Annotated in this window: 22 protein-coding genes and 2 pseudogenes; 22 read left to right on the forward strand and 2 right to left on the reverse strand. The window is 38.3% G+C overall.

All coding sequences use genetic code 11. The annotated features are described in order from the left end of the window. Window position 1: 1 nt before the first annotated feature. The 6 genes from J7E63_RS25065 to J7E63_RS25090 all read left to right on the forward strand — a co-directional run bounded on the left by J7E63_RS25065 (window position 2) and on the right by J7E63_RS25090 (window position 6,127). Window positions 2–880: a branched-chain amino acid ABC transporter permease gene (locus J7E63_RS25065; protein ID WP_215017529.1), complete on the forward strand. Its 879-nt coding sequence runs from the start codon at window positions 2–4 to the stop codon at window positions 878–880. Next, window positions 877–1,902 (forward strand): branched-chain amino acid ABC transporter permease, encoded by a 1,026-nt coding sequence (locus tag J7E63_RS25070; RefSeq protein ID WP_215017531.1) that lies wholly within the window; start codon window positions 877–879, stop codon window positions 1,900–1,902. Before J7E63_RS25065 ends, J7E63_RS25070 begins: the two co-directional genes overlap by 4 nt. A 1-nt stretch (window position 1,903) precedes the next feature. Then, complete coding sequence (locus tag J7E63_RS25075; protein WP_215017533.1) at window positions 1,904–2,626, forward strand: ABC transporter ATP-binding protein; 723 nt, start codon at window positions 1,904–1,906, stop codon at window positions 2,624–2,626. Between the two features lie 22 nt (window positions 2,627–2,648). Next, entirely contained in the window at window positions 2,649–3,353 is a 705-nt protein-coding gene (locus J7E63_RS25080) for an ABC transporter ATP-binding protein (RefSeq protein ID WP_215017595.1), read from the forward strand. 36 nt (window positions 3,354–3,389) lie between these two features. After that, entirely contained in the window at window positions 3,390–3,824 is a 435-nt protein-coding gene (locus J7E63_RS25085; RefSeq protein ID WP_215017535.1) for a GlcG/HbpS family heme-binding protein, read from the forward strand. Between the two features lie 512 nt (window positions 3,825–4,336). Next, entirely contained in the window at window positions 4,337–6,127 is a 1,791-nt protein-coding gene (locus J7E63_RS25090) for a glycoside hydrolase family 3 protein (protein WP_215017537.1), read from the forward strand. 143 nt (window positions 6,128–6,270) lie between these two features. Here J7E63_RS25090 and J7E63_RS25095 read toward each other — a convergent pair whose 3' ends face one another. Further along, complete coding sequence (locus tag J7E63_RS25095) at window positions 6,271–6,711, reverse strand: Rrf2 family transcriptional regulator (RefSeq protein WP_215017539.1); 441 nt, start codon at window positions 6,709–6,711, stop codon at window positions 6,271–6,273. Between the two features lie 233 nt (window positions 6,712–6,944). Between J7E63_RS25095 and J7E63_RS25100 the strand changes: the two genes are divergently transcribed. The 9 genes and pseudogenes from J7E63_RS25100 to J7E63_RS25135 form a co-directional block, all read left to right on the forward strand. Next, complete coding sequence (locus J7E63_RS25100; RefSeq protein ID WP_215017540.1) at window positions 6,945–7,817, forward strand: SDR family oxidoreductase; 873 nt, start codon at window positions 6,945–6,947, stop codon at window positions 7,815–7,817. A gap of 497 nt (window positions 7,818–8,314) precedes the next feature. Continuing rightward, window positions 8,315–10,624, forward strand: a complete 2,310-nt coding sequence (gene helD, locus J7E63_RS25105; RefSeq protein WP_215017542.1) for an RNA polymerase recycling motor HelD — start codon at window positions 8,315–8,317, stop codon at window positions 10,622–10,624. 309 nt (window positions 10,625–10,933) lie between these two features. Further along, on the forward strand, window positions 10,934–11,260 hold the full coding sequence (locus tag J7E63_RS25110) for a DUF3870 domain-containing protein (RefSeq protein ID WP_215017544.1): 327 nt from the start codon (window positions 10,934–10,936) through the stop codon (window positions 11,258–11,260). A gap of 244 nt (window positions 11,261–11,504) precedes the next feature. Then, window positions 11,505–12,692, forward strand: a complete 1,188-nt coding sequence (locus J7E63_RS25115; protein ID WP_215017546.1) for a CaiB/BaiF CoA transferase family protein — start codon at window positions 11,505–11,507, stop codon at window positions 12,690–12,692. A gap of 16 nt (window positions 12,693–12,708) precedes the next feature. Next, window positions 12,709–13,917: an acyl-CoA dehydrogenase family protein gene (locus J7E63_RS25120; RefSeq protein ID WP_215017597.1), complete on the forward strand. Its 1,209-nt coding sequence runs from the start codon at window positions 12,709–12,711 to the stop codon at window positions 13,915–13,917. A 205-nt stretch (window positions 13,918–14,122) separates the two neighbouring features. Further along, on the forward strand, window positions 14,123–14,443 hold the full coding sequence (locus J7E63_RS25125) for a YbjQ family protein (protein ID WP_168244485.1): 321 nt from the start codon (window positions 14,123–14,125) through the stop codon (window positions 14,441–14,443). Further along, complete coding sequence (locus J7E63_RS25130) at window positions 14,443–14,679, forward strand: hypothetical protein (RefSeq protein ID WP_215017548.1); 237 nt, start codon at window positions 14,443–14,445, stop codon at window positions 14,677–14,679. The genes J7E63_RS25125 and J7E63_RS25130 overlap by 1 nt, the downstream gene beginning before the upstream one ends. Window positions 14,680–14,927: 248 nt before the next feature. After that, a complete protein-coding gene (locus J7E63_RS30370) occupies window positions 14,928–15,143 on the forward strand; it encodes an arylamine N-acetyltransferase (protein ID WP_308162014.1) in 216 nt (71 codons plus the stop codon). Between the two features lie 47 nt (window positions 15,144–15,190). Continuing rightward, window positions 15,191–15,703 (forward strand): annotated as a pseudogene (locus tag J7E63_RS25135) (arylamine N-acetyltransferase family protein); the annotation flags it as partial. Between the two features lie 243 nt (window positions 15,704–15,946). On the opposite strand, the gene lspA reads toward J7E63_RS25135, so the two are convergent. Continuing rightward, complete coding sequence (lspA, locus tag J7E63_RS25140) at window positions 15,947–16,384, reverse strand: signal peptidase II (RefSeq protein ID WP_215017550.1); 438 nt, start codon at window positions 16,382–16,384, stop codon at window positions 15,947–15,949. 314 nt (window positions 16,385–16,698) lie between these two features. On the opposite strand from lspA, the pseudogene J7E63_RS25145 reads away from it, so the two are divergent. From J7E63_RS25145 to J7E63_RS25175, 7 genes and pseudogenes are all read left to right on the forward strand, one after another. Further along, window positions 16,699–16,962, forward strand: a pseudogene (locus tag J7E63_RS25145) (DNA replication protein DnaD); the annotation flags it as partial. Window positions 16,963–17,014: 52 nt separating this feature from the next. After that, entirely contained in the window at window positions 17,015–17,626 is a 612-nt protein-coding gene (locus J7E63_RS25150) for a thermonuclease family protein (RefSeq protein ID WP_215017553.1), read from the forward strand. Between the two features lie 450 nt (window positions 17,627–18,076). After that, a complete protein-coding gene (locus tag J7E63_RS25155; protein WP_215017555.1) occupies window positions 18,077–19,951 on the forward strand; it encodes a helix-turn-helix domain-containing protein in 1,875 nt (624 codons plus the stop codon). 329 nt (window positions 19,952–20,280) lie between these two features. Continuing rightward, window positions 20,281–21,792, forward strand: coding sequence for a 4-hydroxyphenylacetate 3-hydroxylase family protein (locus J7E63_RS25160; protein WP_215017557.1), 1,512 nt, complete (start codon window positions 20,281–20,283; stop codon window positions 21,790–21,792). A 20-nt stretch (window positions 21,793–21,812) separates the two neighbouring features. After that, window positions 21,813–22,295: a flavin reductase family protein gene (locus tag J7E63_RS25165; protein ID WP_215017559.1), complete on the forward strand. Its 483-nt coding sequence runs from the start codon at window positions 21,813–21,815 to the stop codon at window positions 22,293–22,295. A gap of 40 nt (window positions 22,296–22,335) precedes the next feature. Further along, window positions 22,336–23,325 (forward strand): catechol 2,3-dioxygenase, encoded by a 990-nt coding sequence (locus tag J7E63_RS25170; RefSeq protein WP_215017561.1) that lies wholly within the window; start codon window positions 22,336–22,338, stop codon window positions 23,323–23,325. A 146-nt stretch (window positions 23,326–23,471) separates the two neighbouring features. Beyond that, entirely contained in the window at window positions 23,472–24,416 is a 945-nt protein-coding gene (locus tag J7E63_RS25175) for an FAD synthetase family protein (protein WP_215017564.1), read from the forward strand. The last annotated feature ends 41 nt before the right edge of the window (window positions 24,417–24,457 follow it).

The following is a 24,457-nucleotide window of genomic DNA, read 5'->3' on the forward strand; positions in this document are numbered from 1 at the left end:
AATGTTTGAATTAATCGTTACAGGTATATTACTTGGTGGCTTGTATGGATTGATTAGTATTGGTTTAAACCTTATCTTTGGAGTAATGAGAATTGTAAACTTTGCCAACGGTGAATTAATAATGGTATCTATGTATCTCTCTTTCTGGGCATTTCATTTCTACGGGATTGACCCGTATATCTCTATATTAGTAATTACACCACTTAGCTTTTTGTTTTTCTCGACTCTGGCAAGACCATTTATTTTAAAGCTTGCTAGAGCGTCACATTTAGGACAAACTTTTATTACTTTTGGTATTGGGATTATCCTGCAAAATCTAGCCTTGATGTTATTCTCTGCAGACTTCAGATCAGTTAAAACGCCATATTCTAAGTGGCAATTTTCAATTACAGATGGTATTAGCATCTCATTTCCGAGGTTAGTAGTTTTTCTCGTAGCTATAGCTCTTACTATAGGACTCTATTATTATCTGAAAAACTCCTTCACAGGAAAATCAATCCGCGCCACAATGCAAAATAAAAATGTCTCTATGCTTATGGGTATAGACATTGATAAGGTTTATGTTTTCACGTTTTCTTTGGGTGTCTCTATCTCGGTTTTGGCTGGGGGACTACTACTACCAATTTTCTATGTGTATCCAACTATAGGATTTAACTTTGCTTTATTAGGATTCGTTGTAGTCGTGCTTGGAGGTTTAGGGAGTATTCCAGGAACACTCATTGGTGGATTGGTGATTGGTTTAACGGAAGCGTTTAGTGGATATTTTATTTCAACATCCATGAAACAACTAATCTATTTTGGAATTTTCATTCTGGTTTTAGCCTTTAAGCCTGCTGGGCTATTTGGCCAGCGTGGAACGGAGGAGTTGGGTGTTAAATGATTGGGAATAACTTAAAGAAAGAATTCAGCTCCATTAGAATTGTATTGTTACTATTACCATTGATCTTGTCTTTTGTAATCACCAATTCTTTTTATCGAGACATTTTAATATTAGTGATGTTATGGTCAGCTGCTGCCTCTGCTTGGAATCTATTAGGTGGGTATGCAGGTCAACTCTCAATAGGTCATGCTGCATTTTTTGGAATTGGAGCATATACCTCTACCTTAATCTTTATTCATTTTTCCATCTCGCCGTGGATTGGAATGCTAGTTGGCGGATTAGTTGCATCCATTATCGGGGTAATCTTAGGTAGTTTAACCTTTCCATTAAAGGGACCATTTTTCTCACTGTCTACCATCGCTTTCGCGGAAATAATAAGAATTCTTGCAATTGGCTGGTCTGATTTAACAAAAGGTTCAGCCGGAATAGTCATCCCATATAAAACAAGTTTCTCTAATATGATATTCGAGAATCAACAAACGGTAAGTATAATCATTTGGCTTGCGATGATTGGAATGTATCTAGTATCTATATATTTTAGTAATTCTAAACTTGGTTATTATTTAATGGCATACAGAGAAAATGAAGATGCGGCAAGAGCACTTGGCATAAACACACTAGTGGTTCGTTTAAAGGCAGTGGCAGTAAGTGCCTTTTTAACAGCCTTGCTTGGAAGCTTTTTTGCTCAATATGTTTTATACATTGATCCGGAAAGCTTATTTATTGTCGATAATTCACTGCAAATGGTCTTGCTCAGTTTGGTTGGTGGAGTGGGAACAACCATTGGGCCAATTATTGGAGGCTATATTATGATTCCCCTAGGACAACTTTTACGTGCATTTTTCGGTGGAATTGCTCCAGGTCTTCATTTAGTTATTTACGGTCTATGTTTAGTATTAATCCTGCTATATCTACCAAAAGGTCTTGTTTCATTATTTAAAAAGCCAATAAGTTTTAGTCCTTTGAAATGGTTTCGCAGAACAACTCCTAAAGAAACTGTAAGTCTTAATAAGGGGGATTGAAGTGAAAATTTTAGAAGTGAAAAAATTGCAGAAGAGCTTCGGTGGATTAAAGGTTCTTCAAGATATCTCCTTCGATGTCAAACAGGGCGAAATATTAGGTCTGATTGGTCCGAATGGAGCTGGGAAAACGAGCTTATTTAATATATTAACTGGTTTTTTACAACCTACTGCTGGGGAAATATATTTTAAGGAAAAAATTCATAAAAAGATTACCCCTGAAAGAGCATGTAAAAATGGGATGGCAAGGACTTTTCAGGTTGTTAAACCACTTGATGATTTAACCGTTTTAGAGAATATAATGGTTGGTTGTCTATTAAAACATAAGAGTGTTAGTAAAGCGAAATTACGCGCAAAAGAAATTTCAGATATGCTCAATTTACAAGAGCACGATTATAAATTGGCACATTCTCTACCGATAGGATTGAGAAAAAAATTGGAAATAGCAAAAGCTTTGGCTACTGAACCTGAGCTCTTCCTCCTTGATGAACCAATGGGAGGCTTAAATTCAGCAGAAGTAGAAGATATGATTCTATTAATAAAAAAAATAAAAGAAGAAGGCGTAACAATCGTTTTAGTAGAGCATGTCATGAAAGCGCTCATGGAACTATCTGATAGAGTAATAGTACTTAATCAAGGTCATATCATAGCCAATGGTTCTCCTGAGGAGATATCTCGTGATCCTAAAGTAATTGCAGCTTACTTAGGTGATGAATTGGTTAGCTAGGGGTGGAATGATGAATAAACCAATTTTAAAAATCTCAAATTTAAATGCTTACTATAATGAAATTCAAGTATTATTTGATATTTCACTCGAGGTATACCCTGGAGAAATCGTCGCATTAGTAGGGGCCAATGCAGCTGGAAAGTCAACTCTTTTAAAGGCAATTTCGGGTTTGGTAAAATATGATGGAGAAATACTTTTTGATCAAGATACCTTGGTTGGGATAAAGGCAAATAAAGTTGTAGAAAAAGGAATTATTCACGTTCCAGAAGGAAGAGGGATGTTTCCCTTTATGAGCGTGTTAGAAAATTTAGAACTTGGAGCATACCCTAAAAAGGCTAGATCAGAAATGCAACAGACATTACAAAAGGTATTTGAAATATTACCACGCCTAAAAGAACGGAAGGACCAATTAGCTGGAACGCTTAGTGGAGGAGAACAGCAAATGTGTGCGATTGCACGCGGTTTAATGGGACTTCCTAAATTGTTGTTGCTAGATGAGCCGTCATTAGGATTAGCACCCTTAATAATAAAGGACTGTTATCAGGCAGTTCAGGAAATTAATCAACAACAAGGGACGCCAATATTGCTAGTTGAACAAAACGTTCAGTTAGCATTAAAAACTGCCGATCGTGTGTACGTCATTGAAAATGGACGGATAGTGTTACAAGGCAAGGGTGATGAATTAATGAATGATGATCGCTTACGTCAAGCATATATGGGCATCTAAATATGAATAAGAAAAAAACTGAAGGTGGTTATAAACTTGGAGAAAGTAAATAAAACAGTGGAATCAAGTAATATTAGTCTTGCATTGGCAAATAAAATGCTTGAAAAAGCAATAAAAAAAGCGGAAGAGCTGGGATTACCTTTTAGTATTTCTATTATGGATAGTACTGGTTACTTGAAAGCCTTCGCTGCAATGGACGGAGCTCCCGTATTAAGTTTAGAAATAGCTCAAAATAAAGCATTCTCAGCTGCTACTTATAGAAGAGCAACTCATGAATGGTATGACAGAATTAAGGACGATCCACCTTTACTGCATGGAATTGTACATACACCTAGATTAATAATATTCGGTGGTGGCTACCCAATAAAAATAAATAACCAGGTCGTTGGAGGTATTGGGGTTAGTGGTGGGCATTATTCACAGGACATGCAAGTTTGTGAATCTGCATTAGAATGGATAAAAACTATCTAAATGATTATTTTGCGCATTTTAAGTCCCTTGCCTCCTAAAATGTGATTAAGTACTGATAGATAAGGGTAAGTAATTTTGTACAGAAAATGGAGAGCAGGATAACCTTGAACTTCCATGACGGTCCAAATGAATGGTGAAAAAAACAATTAGCATATAACCGTTTTAATATTATTATTTAGCGCCAGGCACCTTCCAGATTATTGGATGGTGCCTGGTACTTTTTTTGATGTTTTCGAAATAGTAATAATTTCTTGTTCCTGACCAGGTCCTTTTTATTCCTTATCGGATGAGGAAAAGGTCGTTATAAACCGTTCAGGTCTTCTCTTATCACAAGTGTGGCTGCTGCCACACTTGCCGGCGGGGCATTTGTCTCACCACCGGACCACTGAAATGCTGGTGGGAAAAAGGCGCCATCGGTTGAAGCTCATGTTAAGCCCACTATTAAGATTGGTCAACGACTATTCAAAGATCTCAATGCCAACGGCAAGCTTGATCCTTACGAGGACTGGCGCTTGTCCACCGAAAAGCGTGTAGCCGATCTCCTGCCGCGAATGAGCATGGAGGAGAAAGCAGGCATCATGCAAATCACATCGCTTAGCACTACCGCCATCAACGATTACATCAATAATCGCCATATTCGCTACCTTATCATCCGAGACAATCCTTCAGCTAAAGCTCTAGCGGAGCGAGCAAACCAATTTCAGGAGATTGCAGAGGCCTCACCGCTGGGTATCCCGATCGTTTTCACCTCCAACCCGAGGAATAACATAAATGAACAGAACGAGTTCGGCATCAGCGAGGCTTCCGGTCAATTCTCCACCTGGCCTGGAACCCTAGGTCTAGCGGCAACGCGTGACCTCAGCCTTATTCGCGACTTTGCCGAGATTGCCCGCGACGAATGGCGCGAAGCCGGCATCCAGAAGGACTACGGCTACCAGATTGAAACTGCGACTGAACCGCGCTGGCGCCGCATTTCCGGCACGTTCGGGGAAGACCCAACGTTGAATGCAAAAATTGCCAAAGAACTCGTCCTTGGTTTCCAAGGTGAGGAGCTTAACAGCAAGTCTGTCGCCCAGACCGTTAAGCATTTCCCTGGTGACGGAGCTGTCGTCCGAGGCCTCGACCCGCACAATGAGGCCGGTCAGTTTGCGACCTATCCAACGCCTGGCAGCCTTTACAAATACCAACTGCCGCCGTTCCAAGCTGCCATTGATGCTGGAGTAAGCTCGGTCATGTCCTACTACAATGTCCCTAAAAATGAGGGCAGCGCTGCACAGCTTCCACGTGAGCTTTGGCAATCTGAGACACAGCAGTTCGAAGAGGTAGCCGGTGCTTACAACAAGACCCTCATCACTGACCTGCTCCGTGACCGGATGGGCTTTAAGGGATACGTCAACAGCGACAGCGGCGTGCTGACCAACCGCGACTGGGGTGTGCATGACCTAACAATCGAGCAGAAGTTTGCCAAGGCAATCGATGCTGGAACTAACATTTTCTCTGACAACAACGACCCAAGCGGCCTTATCTCTGCTGTAAATAAAGGCTTAATTAAAGAGAACGACCTTGATTCTTCCGTGTCCCAGCTGCTTACTGAAATATTCAACCTCGGACTTTTCGAGGACCCATATACGGATCCGACAGAAGCTCAGGCCATTGCCAGCTCAGAAAAATCCCAGGCCAGAGCAGACGAAGCGCATCTTAAGTCCGTAACGCTTCTACGCAACAATCAAGGAATGCTGCCGCTGACTGATGAAAAAATTGCACATACAAAGGTATACGTAGAAGTGTTTAGCGGTTCCAACAGTGCCAGTCGCACAGAGGCAATGAAGAAGATGATTGCGAAGGAAGACCCAACAATAACGATCGTTGACACGCTTGATGAAGCAACTGCCGCTGTAGTTTGGCTGCGTCCAAGTCCATTCGAGTTGCCTGACAACTCTACTGTAGACATTAAATTAGGTACAAACACGGGAATTAACGTTGAAAAAGTTAAAGAAATCGAAGCAGCCGTCCCAACGACCCTTGTAATCAACATGACCAATCCATGGGTTATCGATGAGGTAGAGCCTGCGGCTGCGTCAGTCGTGGCTACTTACAGCGTCAAGGCCGAAGCACTACTTGATGTCCTTCGCGGACGCTTCAACCCAACAGGTAAGCTGCCTATCACCATCCCAGCCAATCAAGAGGCTGTAGAAATGAACGCCTCTGATGTCCCAGGCTACGCCGAAAAGTTTGACTATACTTACACAAATGGAGCGGGTGACGACTACACCTTCGGCTTTGGTCTCAGCTATAAAAAGTAAGAGCATCTAGCCGGTCAGACTACCTTACTACTAAGGGTTTTCATCTAGGTTATATCAGAAAACTATTACCTTTAGTTAAAAATCAGTTTTATGCAAGTTGAGAGCCGAGGAGTACGGTATCCTCGGCTTTCTCTATTGTATTTTTACATTCTATTAAATTTCTCTTTTTTGGTAATATCCTTGACTACATCCTCAATCGTTACATTTCCGAGAGCTTTCTCCAATGCCGTCTCGGCAATTGAAAACAGTGGACCAATTGTATTTTGAATATTTCTTCCAACGGGACAATTAGGATTGGGATTTTCATGTATGCTAAACAATTCTTTCTCCTGAACAACATTAACTGCTTTATAAACATCCAACAAGGTAATAGTAGACAGGTCCTTTGCTAGTTCAGCCCCAGCAATACCAGGTCGTACATTTACTAATCCTGCTTTTTTTAACATGCCCATTATTTTTCTTATCACGGCTGGATTTGTATTGACACTTCCCGCAATAAACTCTGATGAGTTTACCCCGTCTTTATTAACCTCAAGAAGTGTTAATATATGAATTCCAACTGCAAAACGGCTGCTAACCGACATCTTTGCTCACCTTCTCTATTGTCTCTACACTTTAATATCTCCATATTTTTAGAATGTAATCAATTTGATTACAAGTGTATTATACCAAAATTACGAACAAAATATATAAATGGTTTTTTACGTTGACAAATGACCAACATGTTATTAAAATGATTACAGGTAATCGAATTAATTACAGGTTAGTGGAAATAATAAAAATAATTTTAACAATAAAACAATTGGAGGAATATCAAATGAAAATATTAGTAACAGGTGCAACAGGAAAATTAGGATCAAAAGTAGTGGATACCTTATTAAAAACTGTACCAGCGAATCAATTGGCTGTCAGTGTACGCAATCCTGAAAAAGCAGAAGGATTACGAGCTCGTGGAGTAGAAGTTCGCCAAGGAGATTTTGACCTTCCGGAAACATTAGATACTGCTTTTGCAGGGATTGATCGTTTATTAATTATTTCTGCGGATGGTGACAATGAAACAAGAATTCGTCAGCATACAGATGCAGTCGCTGCAGCTGAACGTGCTGGAGTGAAATATATCGCTTATACAAGTTTGGCTAATGCAACAGAAAGCACAAATTTAATGGCACCGCCTCATGTTGCGACAGAAGCAGCAATTATTAAAACAGGAATTCCATATACTTTCTTGCGTAACAATTGGTATTTAGAAAACGAAATTGGCAGCATTCAAGGGGCGATGGCAGGTGCTCCATGGGTAACTTCAGCTGGAACAGGCAAAGTAGGCTGGGCACTACAACAAGATTATGCAGATGCAGCAGCAGCCGTGCTTGTCGGAAACGGTCACGAAAATAAGGTTTATGAACTTTCTGCTCCTCTATTATCTCAAGAAGAATTAGCATCTGCTCTTGGAGTTGTATTGGGTAAAGAAATACCTGTACAACAAGTCACTGATGAGACTTATGCTGAAATCATGAAAGGTCTAGGTTTACCGGATTTTGTCATTCCGATTGTTGTTGGAATTCAAGAGAGTATTCGAAATGGTTCATTAGCAGTTGAAAGTAATGATTTTGAAAAGGTTCTCGGTCGTCTAATTACGCCAATCAACGAGGCATTAACCCAAATAGTTAACCAAATTTCTCAAACAAAATAAAATAAATTCCTTAAAAACCCGACCTTTTTGAATAAATCAGAGGTCGGTTTTTTTAGAGGAAGGAATAATTCAAGCAACCGTAAAATATTTATATAAAAAAACAAGAGTAGGTTAGTCCATTAAGTGTCCCTGTAGAGCTTCTAGAAGGGAGCCAATTCTTTGAATCGAAATCGGAATAAAAATGTACAGTTAACAATTATATTGCTTTTTTGCTTACTGGTCATTCTTATTATTCATGCGATTCTTCATATTAGAATTTACTTTGTATACAGTACAGGTCTTGGTCCTATTTTCTTAATAGGATTGATTATTTTCCTAATAGCTTTACTCTATTACAAAGGGTAAAACAATTAACTTAAAGTATGTTGATTTAACACTTGTTAAATGGTAAAATATAGCTCCATTGTAAAGAAAAGCATCTACAAAAAAATTGTAGATGTTTCTTTTTGTGCCAGTTCCCGTTGTAAAACTCATATTGAGAGGTGACGGATAAGAGAATGAGCTCGAAAAAACAAGTATCAGTTCTTAATCATAAAGATTATCAAACAGAAGTGGAGCGCCTAGAGTTTACTAAGGAATATATTAAAAGCGTTCTGGAAATATCGAAGGGAAATAAAGAACAGTTTGTCGAGAATTTGAAAGAAGCCTTTGCTGAACTGGATACGTCAGACAGTAGTTTAAGCTACATGAACCTTTTAACGAATGCTCAATATTTAGAATTGGCCGAAAGTGAATTGGAACGGTTAGCAAGCGTCATTGGGAAACCGTATTTCTCGAGAATCAATTTTACAAGCAGTGGTGACACCAAAGAAGAGATTTTATATATTGGGAAAGCCTCACTGTTTGACCGTGTGAATCAGATTCCGATTATTGTCGATTGGCGATCACCGATTGCAAATGTTTACTATGATGGCCGGTTAGGAAATGTTACGTATGACGCCTATGGAGAAACGCAAAGTGGCTATTTATCGTTAAAGCGGCAGTATGAAATCGAAAATGGACTATTAAAAGAGATTAGGGATATCGATTTAACCACACACGATGAACTATTGCAGAAATCCTTATCAGGAAAAGCGGATAATCGATTAACAGAAATTGTGGCGACCATCCAAAATGAGCAAAATGAAGTCATTCGAGCTTCACTTAAACACCCCATTATCGTTCAAGGAGCGGCTGGAAGTGGAAAAACAACCATAGCTCTCCATCGAATTTCCTACTTTCTCTACTCTTCTGGATATCGATTTCCTCCAGAAAAACTAATGATTCTTGCACCAAATAGATTGTTTATCGATTATATTTCCGCCGTTCTGCCTGATCTAGGAGTAAACAAAATTAAACAAACCACCTATATCGAATTTATGAGAAATTGTTTAGGGAAGAAATTAACATTAATATCTCCTAATTCAAAATTAATGGCGCTCATTAACGGAAACGAAAAATCAAAAAGGATCCAATGGGTGTCTAGTTATAAAGGATCGCTGGATTTTAAGGAGTTAATCGACCACTATTTAAAAGAAATTGAGTTTAATTTGGCACCTTCCGAGGATTTTATGATAGAAAAATCACGCCTTATGCGAGGGGGGAAACTCAAAAAACTATTTATCAATGAATTTCAATACTTACCTATCTATAAGAGATTGGATAAAATTAAAAATCTATTAGCAAATGATTTAAGAATAAAAAAATCGATGATTCTTTCAAAAATTAATTCTAAATACGACGATGCATTAGAAAAGGCCCTTTTTAGCAGCAGGCTGGATTCAGAAAAAAGAACGGAAAAAGTAGTCAGCTTCATGGATTCGAAAGAAAAAAGAATAAGTAGGGTGGAACAAGAATCGAAGGTAGCGATAAAAAATTATATGGCACCTTTTGTTAAAAAAGATATTTTTACCTTATATAAGGAATTGATGACGTCCCCTGAACTGTTACAAAAATATTCTCGAACGCTTTCCGAGTTAGAATGCAAGAGGTTAAGTAACTATTGTCAAAGGATTTTTGCTAAAAAGGCGCTAGAGCTTGAGGATTTAGCTCCAATATTTTACATGAAGTCAAAATTAGAAGGTATTGAAGAACCATATAAAATGAAAAGTGTTTTCATTGATGAGGCACAGGACTATAGCTATTTCCAATTTGCCGCACTAAAAGAAGGTTTTGAAACAGAATTGTTTACGATTGTGGGAGATTTAGCCCAAGGGATTCATTCCTATCGAGGGTTAAGCAGCTGGGAACCATTAGTAAACGACATTTTCCCAAATGCTAATTATCAAGCTTTACAAAAGAGTTATCGAACGACAGTCGAAATTATGCATTTAGCCAATGACATTCTTTCTATTATGGATAAAGACTTACCAAAAGTTGAACCAGTCATTCGACATGGGGACAAACCATGTTTTACGAAAATTGACCCTGGCAATTTGGAAAAGGTAAAAATGATACTTGAACATGATATTGATTTACTCAAGGAGGAAGAACTTAACTCGATTGCGATTATTGGAAGAACAGACAAAGAGTGCTTACGAATACATAAAATGCTGGAGAATAGCAATCTTCCAATACAGCTATTAGAAGAAAAAGAAGATATGAAAAAGGGATGCGTTGTGATCCTACCTTCCTACCTTTCCAAAGGATTGGAATTTGATGCCGTATTGATTCTTACCATGGAAGAATCGTACAGAGAAGAAGAGTTAGACATCAAATTATTGTATGTAGCCATGACCAGGCCGATGCATAGGTTGTATTTATATGCGAGTGCGCCATCGGAATTATTATTAAATAGAGCAGCATCCGTCCATTTTGATACGACATGATAGAATAAAGTGGCAGACACCATTTGAAGAGGTGCCTGGCACTTTATTTTTATAGGTGGATTTATTTCTTGACACGGTTCTACATGAAAAAAGATACAAATCGTTCTGACTCTTTTATCTTTCTTGAAATAACACAACAGGATTATTCAATTAATTGGAGAATTCATTAACAAGACTTAAAGTTTTCCACCATAAATCATCTTTGGAAAATTGGTAGTCAGGCGTATTCCTTCAGAAACCAAATTAATAGAATCAATGTAGATCATGTAATAAATGTAAATCATTTTTTTAAAAGCGAGGTGGATTCAGATGATGAATGGAAAAACTCTGTTTATTGCCGGGCATGCAAAGTTACCCCAAGGGATGGCAGCGAAAAGTGTATTTGAAACATTGACGATTACAGCAGAAATCGATAGAAAATATGGAGTCATACTCGAGGCCTCCTGTACATTGGCTACTGAACATGCCCGTGGATTTGTTGGCCAGGTGTTAAGGGGGATGAGTTTAAACGACGGAATTGATGACGCAATAGCTGCACTTCAAATGTATTATCGAGGTAAGGCTGCCAATGCATTGATGGCGGCGTTAAAAGATCTAGATCTCCATTATCAGCAAATAAAATCAACAGAAAAGTAATTGTTGAAAAATTCAAATTATTGGTATATAGTTAGAATAACAACTGGGTGACAGCAAAAACCTTGCTGCATGACCAGATGGATCGTAATAAAAATGATGATATTAAATTGACTATATTCACTTGATCTTCCTTCGCAGGAAGACGAGCTATGAGTAGGAGTCAGTAAAGCAATCAATGGAATTTTTCATTGTTTGTTTTGCTGGCTCCTTTTTGTTTTATAAGTAGTCGGAAAGAGGTGATTTTGTGAAAGTGGCACTTGATGGAATCAGAATTTTGGATGTTTCTCGGGTACTGGCAGGACCATTTTGTTCTATGATTCTCGGTGACCTGGGAGCAGAAGTGATCAAAATTGAACACTATGCATCAGGCGACGAAACGAGGGGCTGGGGGCCGCCTTTTGTCAATGGAGAAAGTGCGTACTATTTATGTGCCAATCGGAATAAACAAAGTATGACACTTAATCTTAAATCAGAAGAAGGGAAAAAGATCTTTTCCAAACTGGCTTTTACTAGCGATGTCGTGATTCAAAACTTTAAATATGGAACACTTGAAAAAATGGGATTAGGCTATTCGCAGTTAAAAACAATAAACTCTGGACTGATTTTGGCTTCCATCACAGGTTTTGGATCAACGGGTCCCTATAAGGATTTGCCAGGCTATGATTATATCATTCAAGCAATGAGTGGGCTGATGAGTATCACTGGCGAACCTGAAGGGAGTCCGGTAAAAGTTGGTGTGGCGATCGCTGATGTGTTAACAGGACTATATACCTGTATAGGGATATTAGGGGCTTTACAGCATCGGAACCAGACCGGGGAAGGGCAGGAAATTGATATTTCACTGATGGATTGCCAGATTTCTTCATTAATTAATGTGGCAAGTAATTATTTATGCAGCGGAGAGATTCCAAAACGACTGGGCAATCGGCACCCAAATATTTCCCCGTATCAGGTGTTTAATACCATGGACGGTAAACTTGTCATTGCCGTGGGAAATGATGAGCAGTTTAAGCGATTTGCTGCTGTCCTGGGTAGACCTGAATTAGCGGAAAGGGAAGAATTTATTCATAATGAACAGCGTTTAAAGAATAACGATAAACTAGTGGCTATTTGTGAAGAACTGCTTTCAAAAAAGCCGAAAAAAGAGTGGAAAGAACAATTAGATGCTGCTGGGGTTCCGAATGGCCCAATCAACACCATTGCTGAAATGTTTGAAGATCCACAGATAAAGGCTAGAGAGATGATTGTCGAAATGGAACATCCATTAATTGATCATCTTCAATTAACTGGCTCACCGTTGAAGTTATCGGCAACACCAGTAACCATGAGGCGCCATCCTCCACTTTTTGGAGAACACACTGAATCACTATTAGAGAGCATTGGATATAATTCAGAAGAAATATCGAGATTAAAACAAAATAAAATTATTTAGGGAGGAAATATATATGATGAACTTTGAATTAACAAATGAGCAGCAAAGTGTAAAGGAATTGGTTAGAAAATTTGTTGATAAGGAAATCATTCCAAATATTCAGGAGTGGGATCGCCAAGGTCATTTTGAACCATCTATTTTGAAAAAATTGGCGGATTTGCAAGTAATGGGTGTCTGTATCCCTGAAGAGTATGGCGGAGCTGGCATGGATTATAATACACTGGCGATTGTATGTGAGGAATTGGAACGAGGAGATACTGCCTATCGTACAGCCGTTTCTGTTCATACGGGACTAAATTGCATGACGATCATGCAATGGGGAACAGAGGAACAAAAACAAAAGTATTTAGTCCCCCAAGCACAAGGTCGTAAAATTGGTGCTTTCGGATTGACAGAACCGAATGCGGGATCTGACGTTGCAGCGATGAATACAACAGCTACTAGGTTTGGAGATTACTATATTTTGAATGGGTCTAAAACATGGATTTCTCTTTGTGATGTTGCCGATCATTTCTTGATTTTTGCCAAGACAGATCATGATTTAGGGCATAAAGGAATGACTGCATTTATTGTAGAACGTAGTTTTGAAGGGGTAGAAACGAAGGCGATCAAGGGTAAGTTGGGTATTCGTGCTGGAAATACTGGAGAAGTATTTTTAACAGATGTAAAAGTTCCTGTTGTGAATAGATTAGGGGATGAAGGGGAAGGGTTTAAAATTGCCATGTCTGCACTAGATAACGGCCGATTTACAGTGGCTGCAGGAGCAGTAGGTTTAATAGAAGCAAGTCTTGAAGCTAGCCTTAAGTATTGCCATGAACGGAAAGCATTTGGGAAAGAGATTGGAAAGCACCAGCTTGTACAGCAAATGATTGCAAAGATGAGCGCAAATCTTGAGATTTCCAGATTGCTGGTTTTTAAAGCAGGGTGGTTAAAGAATGAGGGAAAACGAAATACAAAGGAGACGTCTCTTGCTAAGTGGATTTCATGTAATGCTGCTTTTGAAGCTGCAAATGATGCCGTTCAAATCCATGGGGCTTATGGTTATTCCGATGAATATCCAGTAGAGCGCTTTTTGCGGAATTCCAAAGCTCCAGTGATCTATGAAGGCACTAGGGAAATCCATACGATTATGCAAGGTGAGTACGCTTTAGGTTACAGGGAAGATAAGATTCTTCGTAAACAATTGCCTTCATGGCCTTTTGAACAAGTGAGCGTTACTAAATAGTTGGCCATGAGGGCATGGAAGCTCATGGGAACGGTTCTTGACAGGTTGGACGTTTTCCAAGTTAGTCGATCCGGATCATGTAATCGGAAAATATAATTGAATGGTGCCTGACACTTTTTAAATGGTATAATAAGGAATAATGGGTGCGTATTTACGAAGTAAAGGCTATTCATATATTTTACGAATGTTTGATGGGGGTGTTTGTATGCTAGTTGTTACAACAGAAAATATCCAAGGCTACAAGGTGGTCGAAGTTAAAGGACCTGTTTTTGGTTTAATTGTTAGAAGCCGCGGCTTGGGTGCGGATATTATGGCGAGCTTAAAAGGTTTGGTAGGCGGAGAAATTAAACAATATACCGTGATGCTGGAGGATTCGAGAAAAGAAGCCATGGACCGGATGATCAAGAATGCCAATGCGATGGGTGCCAATGCAGTAGTTATGACTCGTTTCGACTCAGGGGAAGCTGGAAAAAATATGAGTGAAATCTTTGCATATGGAACGGCAGTCGTAGTCGAGAAAATGTAATGAACGGACTTTGGATAATTATCACCTATTACGGTTTGCAAATCATCGCTGTTGTTGTTTTTATTTTATTAGGTGTGCTTATTTATGACAAACGTTTCAAGGGTCGGCAGGGTGAAAAAGTGCCCGCCGGATTTGAAAAAACAGATGAAATAAACATTGACCCAGTGACCAATGAGAAAATAAGAGTGTACTATAATCCCCTAACAGGGGAGCGTTTTTATAAAAAGGAAAGATAATGGCCTAAAAAAATAAAAAAATGACTCAAATTGTAAAATAATTTGTAGTTATTTTTTTTTTACCTTTTTTATTTGTGCAATCTTTACTCCGTCCTGAATCATGTAATAATGATAAAATTTATTATCTGGCTTTTATTCATTTGCTACCATAAATTTCTAGGAATTTATCATAGGTTTCGACGTTAATATTATATTCGCTTAAATGGAATTTCAGAAAATAAAGCAATAAAAGGGCTTGGAGGGTAGAAATGCAAAAACTGACGTCTTTATTTCATAAAAGAATAGGCATTAAGAATAACGAAACAATTACCTTTGAAAATTTAGCCGAGGTTCTTGAAAAAACAGCACAAAACATTCCGTTTGAAAATTTAACTATCATTGAAAACAAATCTCGTAAGATTACAAAGGGAAACTTAATGAACAAAATAGTGGAAAGAAATGAAGGCGCCTTTGTTTCGAATTAAATCCACTTTTCTATTTCTACCTATTAGAAAATGGGTTTAATGCAGTCTTAACAGACGGTGTTGTTTATAATCATGCTGCCGAAGAGTATCATCAACTTGGAAGGACGCATGTCACGGTTCTTATAAACCACGAGGGACAAACCTATTTAGTTGACACGGGTTTTGGTGGGAATTTACCGTTAAAACCCATTCCAATATCCGGTGAGACCATTTCTTCGTATAATGGAGAGTTTCGAATTAAAAAAGTAAATCAACAATATGGGGATTATTGTTTAGAAATGAAATTAAAGTATAAAGATTCAGATTGGAAAATTGGCTATGCATTTGATACCAAGAAACCTATCGAAGATCTATCGAAGTTAAATGAAATCCAAACAATTATTACCGAACACCCGAAATCTTCATTTAACAAACATCCATTAATAACCCGACTTACAAATAACGGCAATATCACCTTAACGGATACCACATTTACCCAATGGGCTGACGGGATTCTCACGAAAGAGAATATTGATAAGGTAAAATTCAAAGAGCTGGCAAAACAACATTTTGGGCTGTAAAAACATAATGTCATTTTTGGGTGACGAACTTAACAAACATTTCTGGCGAACAGTAACAGTTACTGTTCGCCAGTGCTATTTATAATGAAAGCTTGATCTCAAACACTCTGAAACCTTCATGATTACGTTTGCATTCGCAAGCTTGATCGTAGCCTTACTGTCATTTAACCAAAAAAAATAATCCACCTTTGACTTTAGCAAAGACAGTTAAAGAGCATTTTCACATATGCAATTCTAGAGAATCTAGTGCTTATTTTTCAACCAGCTAACGACTCCATAAATAATAAGCAGTAACCCCCCGATCTCGATAGCATGATCGGCCAAGTTAAGAATTCCACCAGAGCGAATAATAAAATCTGTCACCTGCCCAAACAAAAGTCGATCAATGCCATTTCCAATTGCTCCGCCGACTAGGAATCCAAAACTACTATCGATGAGAGCACCTTTCATATCTCCGGTTTTGCGAAAATATAAAACACCTATCACGAACAACACAGCCACAACACCGAAGAGCCGCGCATAGCCTTGAAATAAACCTCCTGCCATCCCGCTATTTTCGATATGTGTGAGTTGTATTCCCCACCATGTAAATGTTTCATTGATGTCAATGTAGGCCCGAATTAGATATTTAGAAAGCTGGTCCATCACAATTACGAGGATTGCAATTACGTAAAATAGCATATATAGTCCTTCTTTCTGGCAGAATCCTTTACATCTTAATCATCAGTATAATTGAAAGCTTATTTCTATTCTATTATGAAGCTCTTATACGTTTATTCGATATTGTTAAGTAGAACTGTTACGAAGTAGCAACAATCGGGATTAAGAACGGATCATTTAATTGATAGATAGATTCCATACCATTTTTATTTGACCACGGTATTAGTTTGTTCATTAAATATTCACATGCTTATGAAAAAGCACATGTCCGTTTTCTTCATTAAACCCTATATCTTCTATGTAGGGTTTTATAAAAAGGAAGGCAGTGGTTGCAGATGGCAAAGTTTAGAATGGTCCGTACTGATTTTTGGAAGAATCCAATTGTTTCAGAGGAGATGACTCCAGAAGATAAATTTTTCTATCTTTATCTTCTTACGAATCCACATACGACACAAATTGGAATCTATAAAATTACCAAAAAACAAATGGCATTTGATTTGGGATATTCGATTGAGAGTGTTCATTCGTTAATGGAACGATTCATCAATCATCACAAGTTGATCCGTTACAATCCTGAAACGAGAGAGCTGGCAATACGGACAGTTTGTAAATTTGGAAGAGTGATAGAATGAAAGAAAAGAGGGAGCATGGATGCAAAAAAGAATAGTGGGAGTTAGTTTACTGGCAGCTGCAACGGTATTTGCGATTCATCCGATGGAACAATTGGATGAGGAAAATCAAACGAACATCGGTATCCAGCAAGATGGGGATCAAAACAGTGGTTCCCCAGTGGAAGAGGCGTCCGGAATGCCAACTAATCAAATCCCAATCACGTTAATAGAAACCATTGATGGAGACACAATTAAAGCGAAAGTAAAAGGGAAAATTGAGACCATTCGGTATTTATTGTTGGATACACCAGAGTCGAAGAATCCTAGAATGTGTGTCCAACCATATGCCAAGGAGGCTTTCCAAAGGAATAACGAACTGGTGAGTGATGGCAGCTTAGCAATGGAATTGGAACAGGGGAATACAAGAGATTCGTATGGACGACTGCTAGCCTATGTTTATGTTGATGGGAAATCTGTTCAAGAAACGCTGCTTAGAGAAGGGTTCGCGCGGGTCGGTTACATCATGAATCCTCCATATAAATACTTAACACAATATAGAACCGATGAGAGTTTGGCGAAAAGTAAAAGAGTGTACATCTGGAGCAGGACAGGCTTTGTGACTAATTGGGGGTTCAGTGGTTGCGTGCCTTAAAGAAAAGAATTAATGAGAACCTAATGAATTAAGTGAAACGAACGATAAGAAAAAACTTTCTCAGGCAATAGGACGAAACGATATAGATAAAAATATATTAGAAACGACAGACTTGGGCGAATATGTTTGGAAAGCCGATATTCTAGCAAAAGTCCTCCGAAATCAGCTTCATCATAAAATTTGAAGAAAGGCTCTTACGGTGTGTACATATATACGACGTGAGAGCCTTATATTTCTCTACATTTTTAATATTTTAGTCTGATTTTAAGAATGTGTTTATAGAGTTATAGACTGATGAAGTAGAAGAAGGTATTTTTCCACAATAAGTAGAATTAAACTAACAACCTTTTAATCAGGACAAAAGAATGGGGTTTGCCAGGTGGAGCTCTGGTAAAAGGAGAAAGTTAGGAATACTGTTGCTGCAAATACATTTAAAAAGGGAGCAATGGAATGCAAACGCTAAAGTTACATGACTTACTACATATTAAACAAGTGAATGAACTACTGTTTGCAAATGATGAAAGGTCTGTTGTAGTTTCTACAAAGGCATTTGGGGCGATGCAGCGTGATTTAATTAAAAATATTGGGATTAATCGTATGAAAACCTTTTTCTTCAAGTATGGGTATCACTTGGGAGAAGAAGACGCTAAAGATGTTGCGAAAAACAAATTATTAAGTATGCTTGAAAAAATAGAATATGGGCCCATTATTCATGCCTTAAAAGGACATGCAAAATCCCGAATCACGGAAAAAGACTTTGAAATGGAAAATAACGAAATTACATCCTTTCGATTTAAGGGAACGTGGGAAAATTCATTTGAAGCAGAACAACATATTCAAAATTTTGGTATAAATAAAGGGACCTTCTGTTATACCTTAACCGGTTATGCAACTGGATATGTTACCTCGTTACTTGGGCAGAAAGTATTTTTTAAAGAACTGGAGTGTGAGGGGGAAGGGGCACCTTGTTGTATTTGGGAGGGGCGTCTTGTCTCTGAATGGAAGGAAGAGGCAGAAGAATTTTTTTCTTATAGTAAAGAACTGCCAATTCTTAAAGAACTTGAACAGACAAACGAAATGCTTATGCTTGAAAAGAACAATATAGCACTGGTGTCTAAAACGTATAACGAGATGACAAATGAGCTTATAAAAGGCAATAACATCGATTCCATTTTAAAAATTTTAAATAAACAAATAAACTTGCCCATTGTTATTGAGGATATTCGTCATCAGGTCATTACATTGAAAGGAATAACAGTGGATGGCTATGAAACGATAAGAAAAACATTTAACGCTTCAGAAAATAATAGTCTGAATATTACAAAAGTTAGAGTTCTCTCGTTTGAAAATGGGACACGACTTATTACCCCAATATACCTTTTAGGCAAAATCGTAGGATATTGTTCGTTTCTATATGATAGGGGAAGGACACCTAACTATGAAATTGACTCAATGATTGTCGATCGATTAGCGTCGATTTGTGCGCTGCTGTTTTTAAAGGAAAAAGCGGAAATCGAATCATTGGAACTAGTAAAAGGACATTTCCTAGAAGAAATTATTAGTGGGAAGTACTCTCAACAGGAAATCATTAGGAAAGCTGATTTTATTCAATTGGATTTATCTGATCACTATCATATGATCTTCCTTAACTACAGGTTTATGAAAAAATGTGAAGAAAAGGAATTTACTCTCCATAAAAACACTTTTGAAGCTGTTTCTACTTTTTTTAGAGATAAAAGCATCAATGTCTTAATTGGCCAGCAGCCAGATAGCATAGTTCTCCTTTTTACGGAGAAACAATTAAACCAGCAAAAGATTGAAAGTACCTTATTGTCTCTAGTATCCAATTTAAAAAAGGAAATAAAAAATGCCCTGTTTTTAGCGGGGATTAGTTCTCAAAACAGCAAAATAGTCGATGCAGGTGTGGCTGTTGAAGAAGCCCGTTCAGCTGTACGATTATCTTCAAGGGATAAACCCGTCACATCTTTTAGTGAACTGGGCATTATTGGTGTATTAATTAATGACCAAAATGAAAATGCTATACGGAAAATGATTAGGGATACTCTTGGGGATCTGTGTGAGAATTTAGATAGTAATAAAATTGAATTAATTGAAACCTTATATCATTTTCTTGTGAATGGTGGAAACCTGGAACAAACGGCTGAAAATCTAGCATTATCTAAAAGCGGTCTCCGTTATCGACTCACGAAAATCACTGATCTTCTTGGCTGCGACCTGCGTGATCCACAAAGACAGTTTCAATTGCTTATGGCTCTAAAAGCATTGAAAATTGTCGACCATGAAAGGCTAAAAAAATCCAAATAAAGTGATGGTCTTTTGTAGACATTAGAACTGTTTCAAGGTTTAAATCTGGAATGAATGAGAAAAGGTAAAGAGATGGAAGAAGCCTCGATTGATTGTAAAAAACCTTCGAAGACATATAAAGGTGTCAGATAACGCCCGTTGGAAATTGTCCATTGGTGTTGTCTGACATTTTTTTTACCTTAAGACTGACATAAAGTAGCAGTTTTTTCTGATTTCTCTGACACTCGGTGTCATTGTAAAGAATTTTCAGATAAATTAACATAAATTTAGGGATCGAAACACTCGGTCACATAAGAATTTAAAATAATGATAAGAATGGAGTTGAAGGAATGTACACAGGTAAAGAATATTTGGAAAGTTTGAATGATGGAAGAGTTGTTTATTTAAACGGTGAAAGAATTAAAGATGTAACGACACATCCTGCTTATCGAAATTCTGCACGTTCGTATGCAAGAATGTATGATGCTCTTCACGATTCAGCTACACGTGATATTTTAACTGCCGAAAATGAATACGGTGATCGAACACACAAATTCTTCATAACTCCTAAAAGTACACAAGATCTATTAGAAGCAAGAGATGCCATTGCTGAATGGTCCAAGCTTAATTATGGATTTATGGGCCGCACTCCAGATTATAAGGCTTCGTTTGTTGGTCATTTAGATGCCCTCTCAAATTATTACCAAGGTTTTGAGGATAATGCGAAAGCATGGTACAAGAAAGCTGCAAAAGAGCTTCCTTTTATTAACCATACTGTTATTAACCCACAAGTTGATCGATCCAAACCACTTCATGAAAATAAAGATGTATTTGTACGTGCTGTTGCTGAAAAAGATGACGGAATAATTGTAAGCGGTGCCAAAATGGTAGGAACAGCGGCAGCATTAACTCATTATAACTTCGTTGCGAACTATGGAACCATTGATCTAGGAGATGGTGACCATAGTCACGCACTTATCTTCTTTGTGCCGATGAATGCACCGGGGGTAAAAATGATCAGCCGACCATCGTACGAACTGCAAGCTGCTACAACTGGAACACCATTCGATTACCCACTTTCAAGTCGTTTTGATGAAAATGATGCCGTCATTGTTTTAGATAACGTATTTATTCCATGGGAAGATGTACTTTGCTACAAAAATATCAAAATATCAAATAATTTCGTCCCAGAAAGTGGCTTTGTTAACCGCTTTACATTCCACGGTTGTACTCGTCTTGCTGTTAAGTTAGATTTCATGACAGGACTATTATTAAAAGCAACGGAAGCAGCTGGAACAAAGAACTTTAGAGGTGTGCAAGCTCAAATTGGTGAAGTTGTGGCGATACGAAATATGTTCTGGGGATTGTCTACAGCGATGGCAACTGATCCGGATAAAGGACCGAATGGTCTTGTTATTCCAAATGGTGCTTCCAGTGCTGCTTATCGAGCATTAGCTCCAATGAGCTGGGTGAAAGTGAAAGGTATTTTTGAACAAGTGGTTGCCGGTGGTTTAATTCAGTTGCCGTCTAGTTCAAGTGATTTTCTTAATCCTGAATTAAGACCTTTTCTTGATCAATATTACCGAGGAACAGGCATCAATGCAGTGGAGAAAGTGAAGTTATTAAAAATGGTTTGGGATTCGATTGGATCTGAATTTGGAGGTAGACATGAACTGTATGAGGTCAATTATGCAGGCAATCATGAAAATATTAGAATGGAAGCCCTATTCCAAGCAGAGGCAGTCGGAGCAGCGGATCGTTACAAAGAATTTGTTGACACAGCGTTAAACGATTATGACCTAAACGGTTGGACAAACAAAACGTGGCATGACGCAGTAGAAAAAGAAAAAGTTAAATTATAAAGCGGAGAGGAGTTGGCAGGATGGATGATCGTAAATTTCGAACTGCGATGGGGAAATTTGCTACTGGTGTAACCGTGATTACTACCGAAATCGCTGGAGAGGTGCACGGTATGACGGCAAATGCCTTTATGTCCGTGTCTCTTGATCCAAAACTAGTGGTGATTTCAATTGGAGAAAAAGCTCAAATGCTGGACAAAATTAAGAACAGCAAAAAATTTGCAGTAAATTTTTTATCGTCTGAACAACAGGAATTATCGATGATATTTGCTGGTCAAATCAAGGAAAAAAGAGAAGTAAGTTTTGATCAACTAGAGAGCCTCCCTGTGTTATCAGGGGCCATCGCCCAGGTAGCCTGCGAGGTGGTGAATGTCCATGTCGAAGGGGATCACACCTTATTGATCGGCAAGGTCATTGATATCCAGCTTAATGAAAAAGAACCGCTTATGTTCTTTAACGGCAAATATCGCACTTTATCATCTGAAGAGGTTCTAGCAAGTAAGTAATCTACTCGTTAAATGAAAATAAAATTAGGAGGAAATAAAAATGACTTCTTACCAAGAACCAATTTATGATGTTGCGCAGCTTGCTCACGTGGAGATTCTTTCTCCAAAACTTGAACAATCAGTAGAATTCTTTACAAGATTTTTAGGAATGGAAGTAACTGCTCGTTCCGAAGGATCCGTTTATCTAAGGGCATATGAAGATTTTTATCATAATACTTTGAAAATTACTGAAGCAAAAGAAGCAGGAGTTGGACATGTCGCGTGGCGTGCCTCATCACCACAAGCACTTCATCGTCGAGTAGAAGAAATTGAAAAAACTGGATTAGGCCGCGGGTGGATAGATGGAGATATTGGTCATGGAGAGGCCTATCAGTTTACAACACCTGATGGTCATTTAATGGAAATCTTATGGGATGTGGAGTATTACAATGTTGAACATGACCAAAGATCAAAACTATTAAATCGTCCATCAAAGCGGCCAGATCGTGGTGTACCCGTACGTCGTCTCGATCATATTAATCTAATGACTTCGAATCCTGGAGCTGATACGGACTTTATGTTAGATACACTAGGCTTCCGGTTAAGAGAGCAAATTCAAGATAACGGCCATGTCCTTGGAAGCTGGATTAGTGTTTCCAATCTTGTTCATGAAATAGCCTATATGCAAGAGCCTAATGGGGTAAAAGGGAAGCTGCATCATCTGTGCTATTGGTATGGAATCCCACAAAATCTTTATGATATTGCCGATTTACTTAAAGATCATGGAGTTTTCGTTGAAGTCCCTCCCAATAAACATGGAATCAGCCAAGCTTTCTGTATGTACGTGATTGAACCAGGCGGAAACAGAATCGAATTGTTCGGAGACGCAGGCTACATTATTACCGACCCAGCCTGGAAACCGGTTGTGTGGGATATGAAGGATGTACCTGGCTATGGGGATACTTGGATTGGTACAGAATTCCCTGAATCTTGGTGGACGCAAGGTACACCACTTACGAAAGTTGAGTCTGTTGAAGTAGTGAAGCCTTAAATAAAATAATAGTAATAGATACTAGTAAGTTGGAATCGATAGCAGGCACTGAGTACGATGCTTGGATTGGAGATGTTGCTGTCGAACCGGCTTAAATGAAAGGGCTTACAGAGAAAAAGTTATCTGTTATTGAGGAGGGAGCTTTCTTGGAAATCATTCATGTGACGAACACCAACCGCCAAAATACTCTTTTAAAAGCAAAGCCTTGTGTGATGGCTCTAGGATTTTTTGATGGGGTTCATTTGGGTCATCAGCAGGTAATAAAAGAGGCAAAAAAACAGGCGGAGGAGAAAAAGCTACCTTTAGTGATTATGAGTTTTTTTCCACATCCAAAAGAAGTACTTTCAAATGGAAAAAAAATCGTTCCCTATCTTATGCCAATGACAGATAAACAAAAAATATTTAAAAAGCTGGGGGCGGATGTTTTTTACATCGTTCAGTTTAATACGGAATTTGCCTCCTTATCTCCAAAACAATTTGTACAACGTTATCTTCTCGACTTTGGAGTAAAACAGGTTGTGGCCGGTTTTGACTTTACATATGGGTGCCGGGGAGAAGGAAACATGACTAGAATCAAAAGCGACTCTGATGGGAGAATTGATGGGATAAAGGTAAATAAAATCGAATTCGAAGGTGAAAAGATAAGTTCCACACTCATTCGAAACCTGATCTTTTCAGGAGAATTAGAGAAAATTCCAAGGTATTTAGGTGATTATTATCAAATAAAAGGAAGAGTTGGCTTAAATAAACATAATGCAGATATTTTAGTCAATCCATATTATTTACTTCCTGCCTCTGGTATTTACGAAGTAACAGTTACAAATAAATTGATTGCTTCGAAGCTAACAGCTTTAGTTTTCAATGGAATGCTTAAATTATTATCTCTCTATGAGCAAAGGTTCCCTTTTAAAGAAAATGAAACAATTAGACTTTATTGGAACAAACGCTTACCCAAAGAAATTTCTAACCAAGAAGATGTAAGTCAGGAACTGATCGGTTCCTCTGGGATACCTGGATCGGTACCGAATTCCCTGAGTCCTGGTGGACGCAAGGTACACCGCTTACATCTACCAAGCTTGCTGAAGTGGTAAAACCTTAATTCATAGATTAATAGAGAGCGGGGTGAGAGGTC

The organism is Bacillus sp. ISL-75, assembly GCF_018613095.1.

What these genes read in the sequence shown, in the direction of transcription:
- J7E63_RS25065 (WP_215017529.1), top strand. Translation starts at nt 2, where the DNA reads ATGTTTGAATTAATCGTTACAGGTATATTACTTGGTGGCTTGTATGGA.
- J7E63_RS25070 (WP_215017531.1), top strand. Translation starts at nt 877, where the DNA reads ATGATTGGGAATAACTTAAAGAAAGAATTCAGCTCCATTAGAATTGTA.
- J7E63_RS25095 (WP_215017539.1), bottom strand. Translation starts at nt 6,711, where the DNA reads ATGTCGGTTAGCAGCCGTTTTGCAGTTGGAATTCATATATTAACACTT.
- J7E63_RS25100 (WP_215017540.1), top strand. Translation starts at nt 6,945, where the DNA reads ATGAAAATATTAGTAACAGGTGCAACAGGAAAATTAGGATCAAAAGTA.
- helD (WP_215017542.1), top strand. Translation starts at nt 8,315, where the DNA reads ATGAGCTCGAAAAAACAAGTATCAGTTCTTAATCATAAAGATTATCAA.
- J7E63_RS25110 (WP_215017544.1), top strand. Translation starts at nt 10,934, where the DNA reads ATGATGAATGGAAAAACTCTGTTTATTGCCGGGCATGCAAAGTTACCC.
- J7E63_RS25120 (WP_215017597.1), top strand. Translation starts at nt 12,709, where the DNA reads ATGAACTTTGAATTAACAAATGAGCAGCAAAGTGTAAAGGAATTGGTT.
- J7E63_RS25125 (WP_168244485.1), top strand. Translation starts at nt 14,123, where the DNA reads ATGCTAGTTGTTACAACAGAAAATATCCAAGGCTACAAGGTGGTCGAA.
- J7E63_RS25130 (WP_215017548.1), top strand. Translation starts at nt 14,443, where the DNA reads ATGAACGGACTTTGGATAATTATCACCTATTACGGTTTGCAAATCATC.
- J7E63_RS30370 (WP_308162014.1), top strand. Translation starts at nt 14,928, where the DNA reads ATGCAAAAACTGACGTCTTTATTTCATAAAAGAATAGGCATTAAGAAT.
- lspA (WP_215017550.1), bottom strand. Translation starts at nt 16,384, where the DNA reads ATGCTATTTTACGTAATTGCAATCCTCGTAATTGTGATGGACCAGCTT.
- J7E63_RS25150 (WP_215017553.1), top strand. Translation starts at nt 17,015, where the DNA reads ATGCAAAAAAGAATAGTGGGAGTTAGTTTACTGGCAGCTGCAACGGTA.
- J7E63_RS25155 (WP_215017555.1), top strand. Translation starts at nt 18,077, where the DNA reads ATGCAAACGCTAAAGTTACATGACTTACTACATATTAAACAAGTGAAT.
- J7E63_RS25160 (WP_215017557.1), top strand. Translation starts at nt 20,281, where the DNA reads ATGTACACAGGTAAAGAATATTTGGAAAGTTTGAATGATGGAAGAGTT.
- J7E63_RS25165 (WP_215017559.1), top strand. Translation starts at nt 21,813, where the DNA reads ATGGATGATCGTAAATTTCGAACTGCGATGGGGAAATTTGCTACTGGT.
- J7E63_RS25170 (WP_215017561.1), top strand. Translation starts at nt 22,336, where the DNA reads ATGACTTCTTACCAAGAACCAATTTATGATGTTGCGCAGCTTGCTCAC.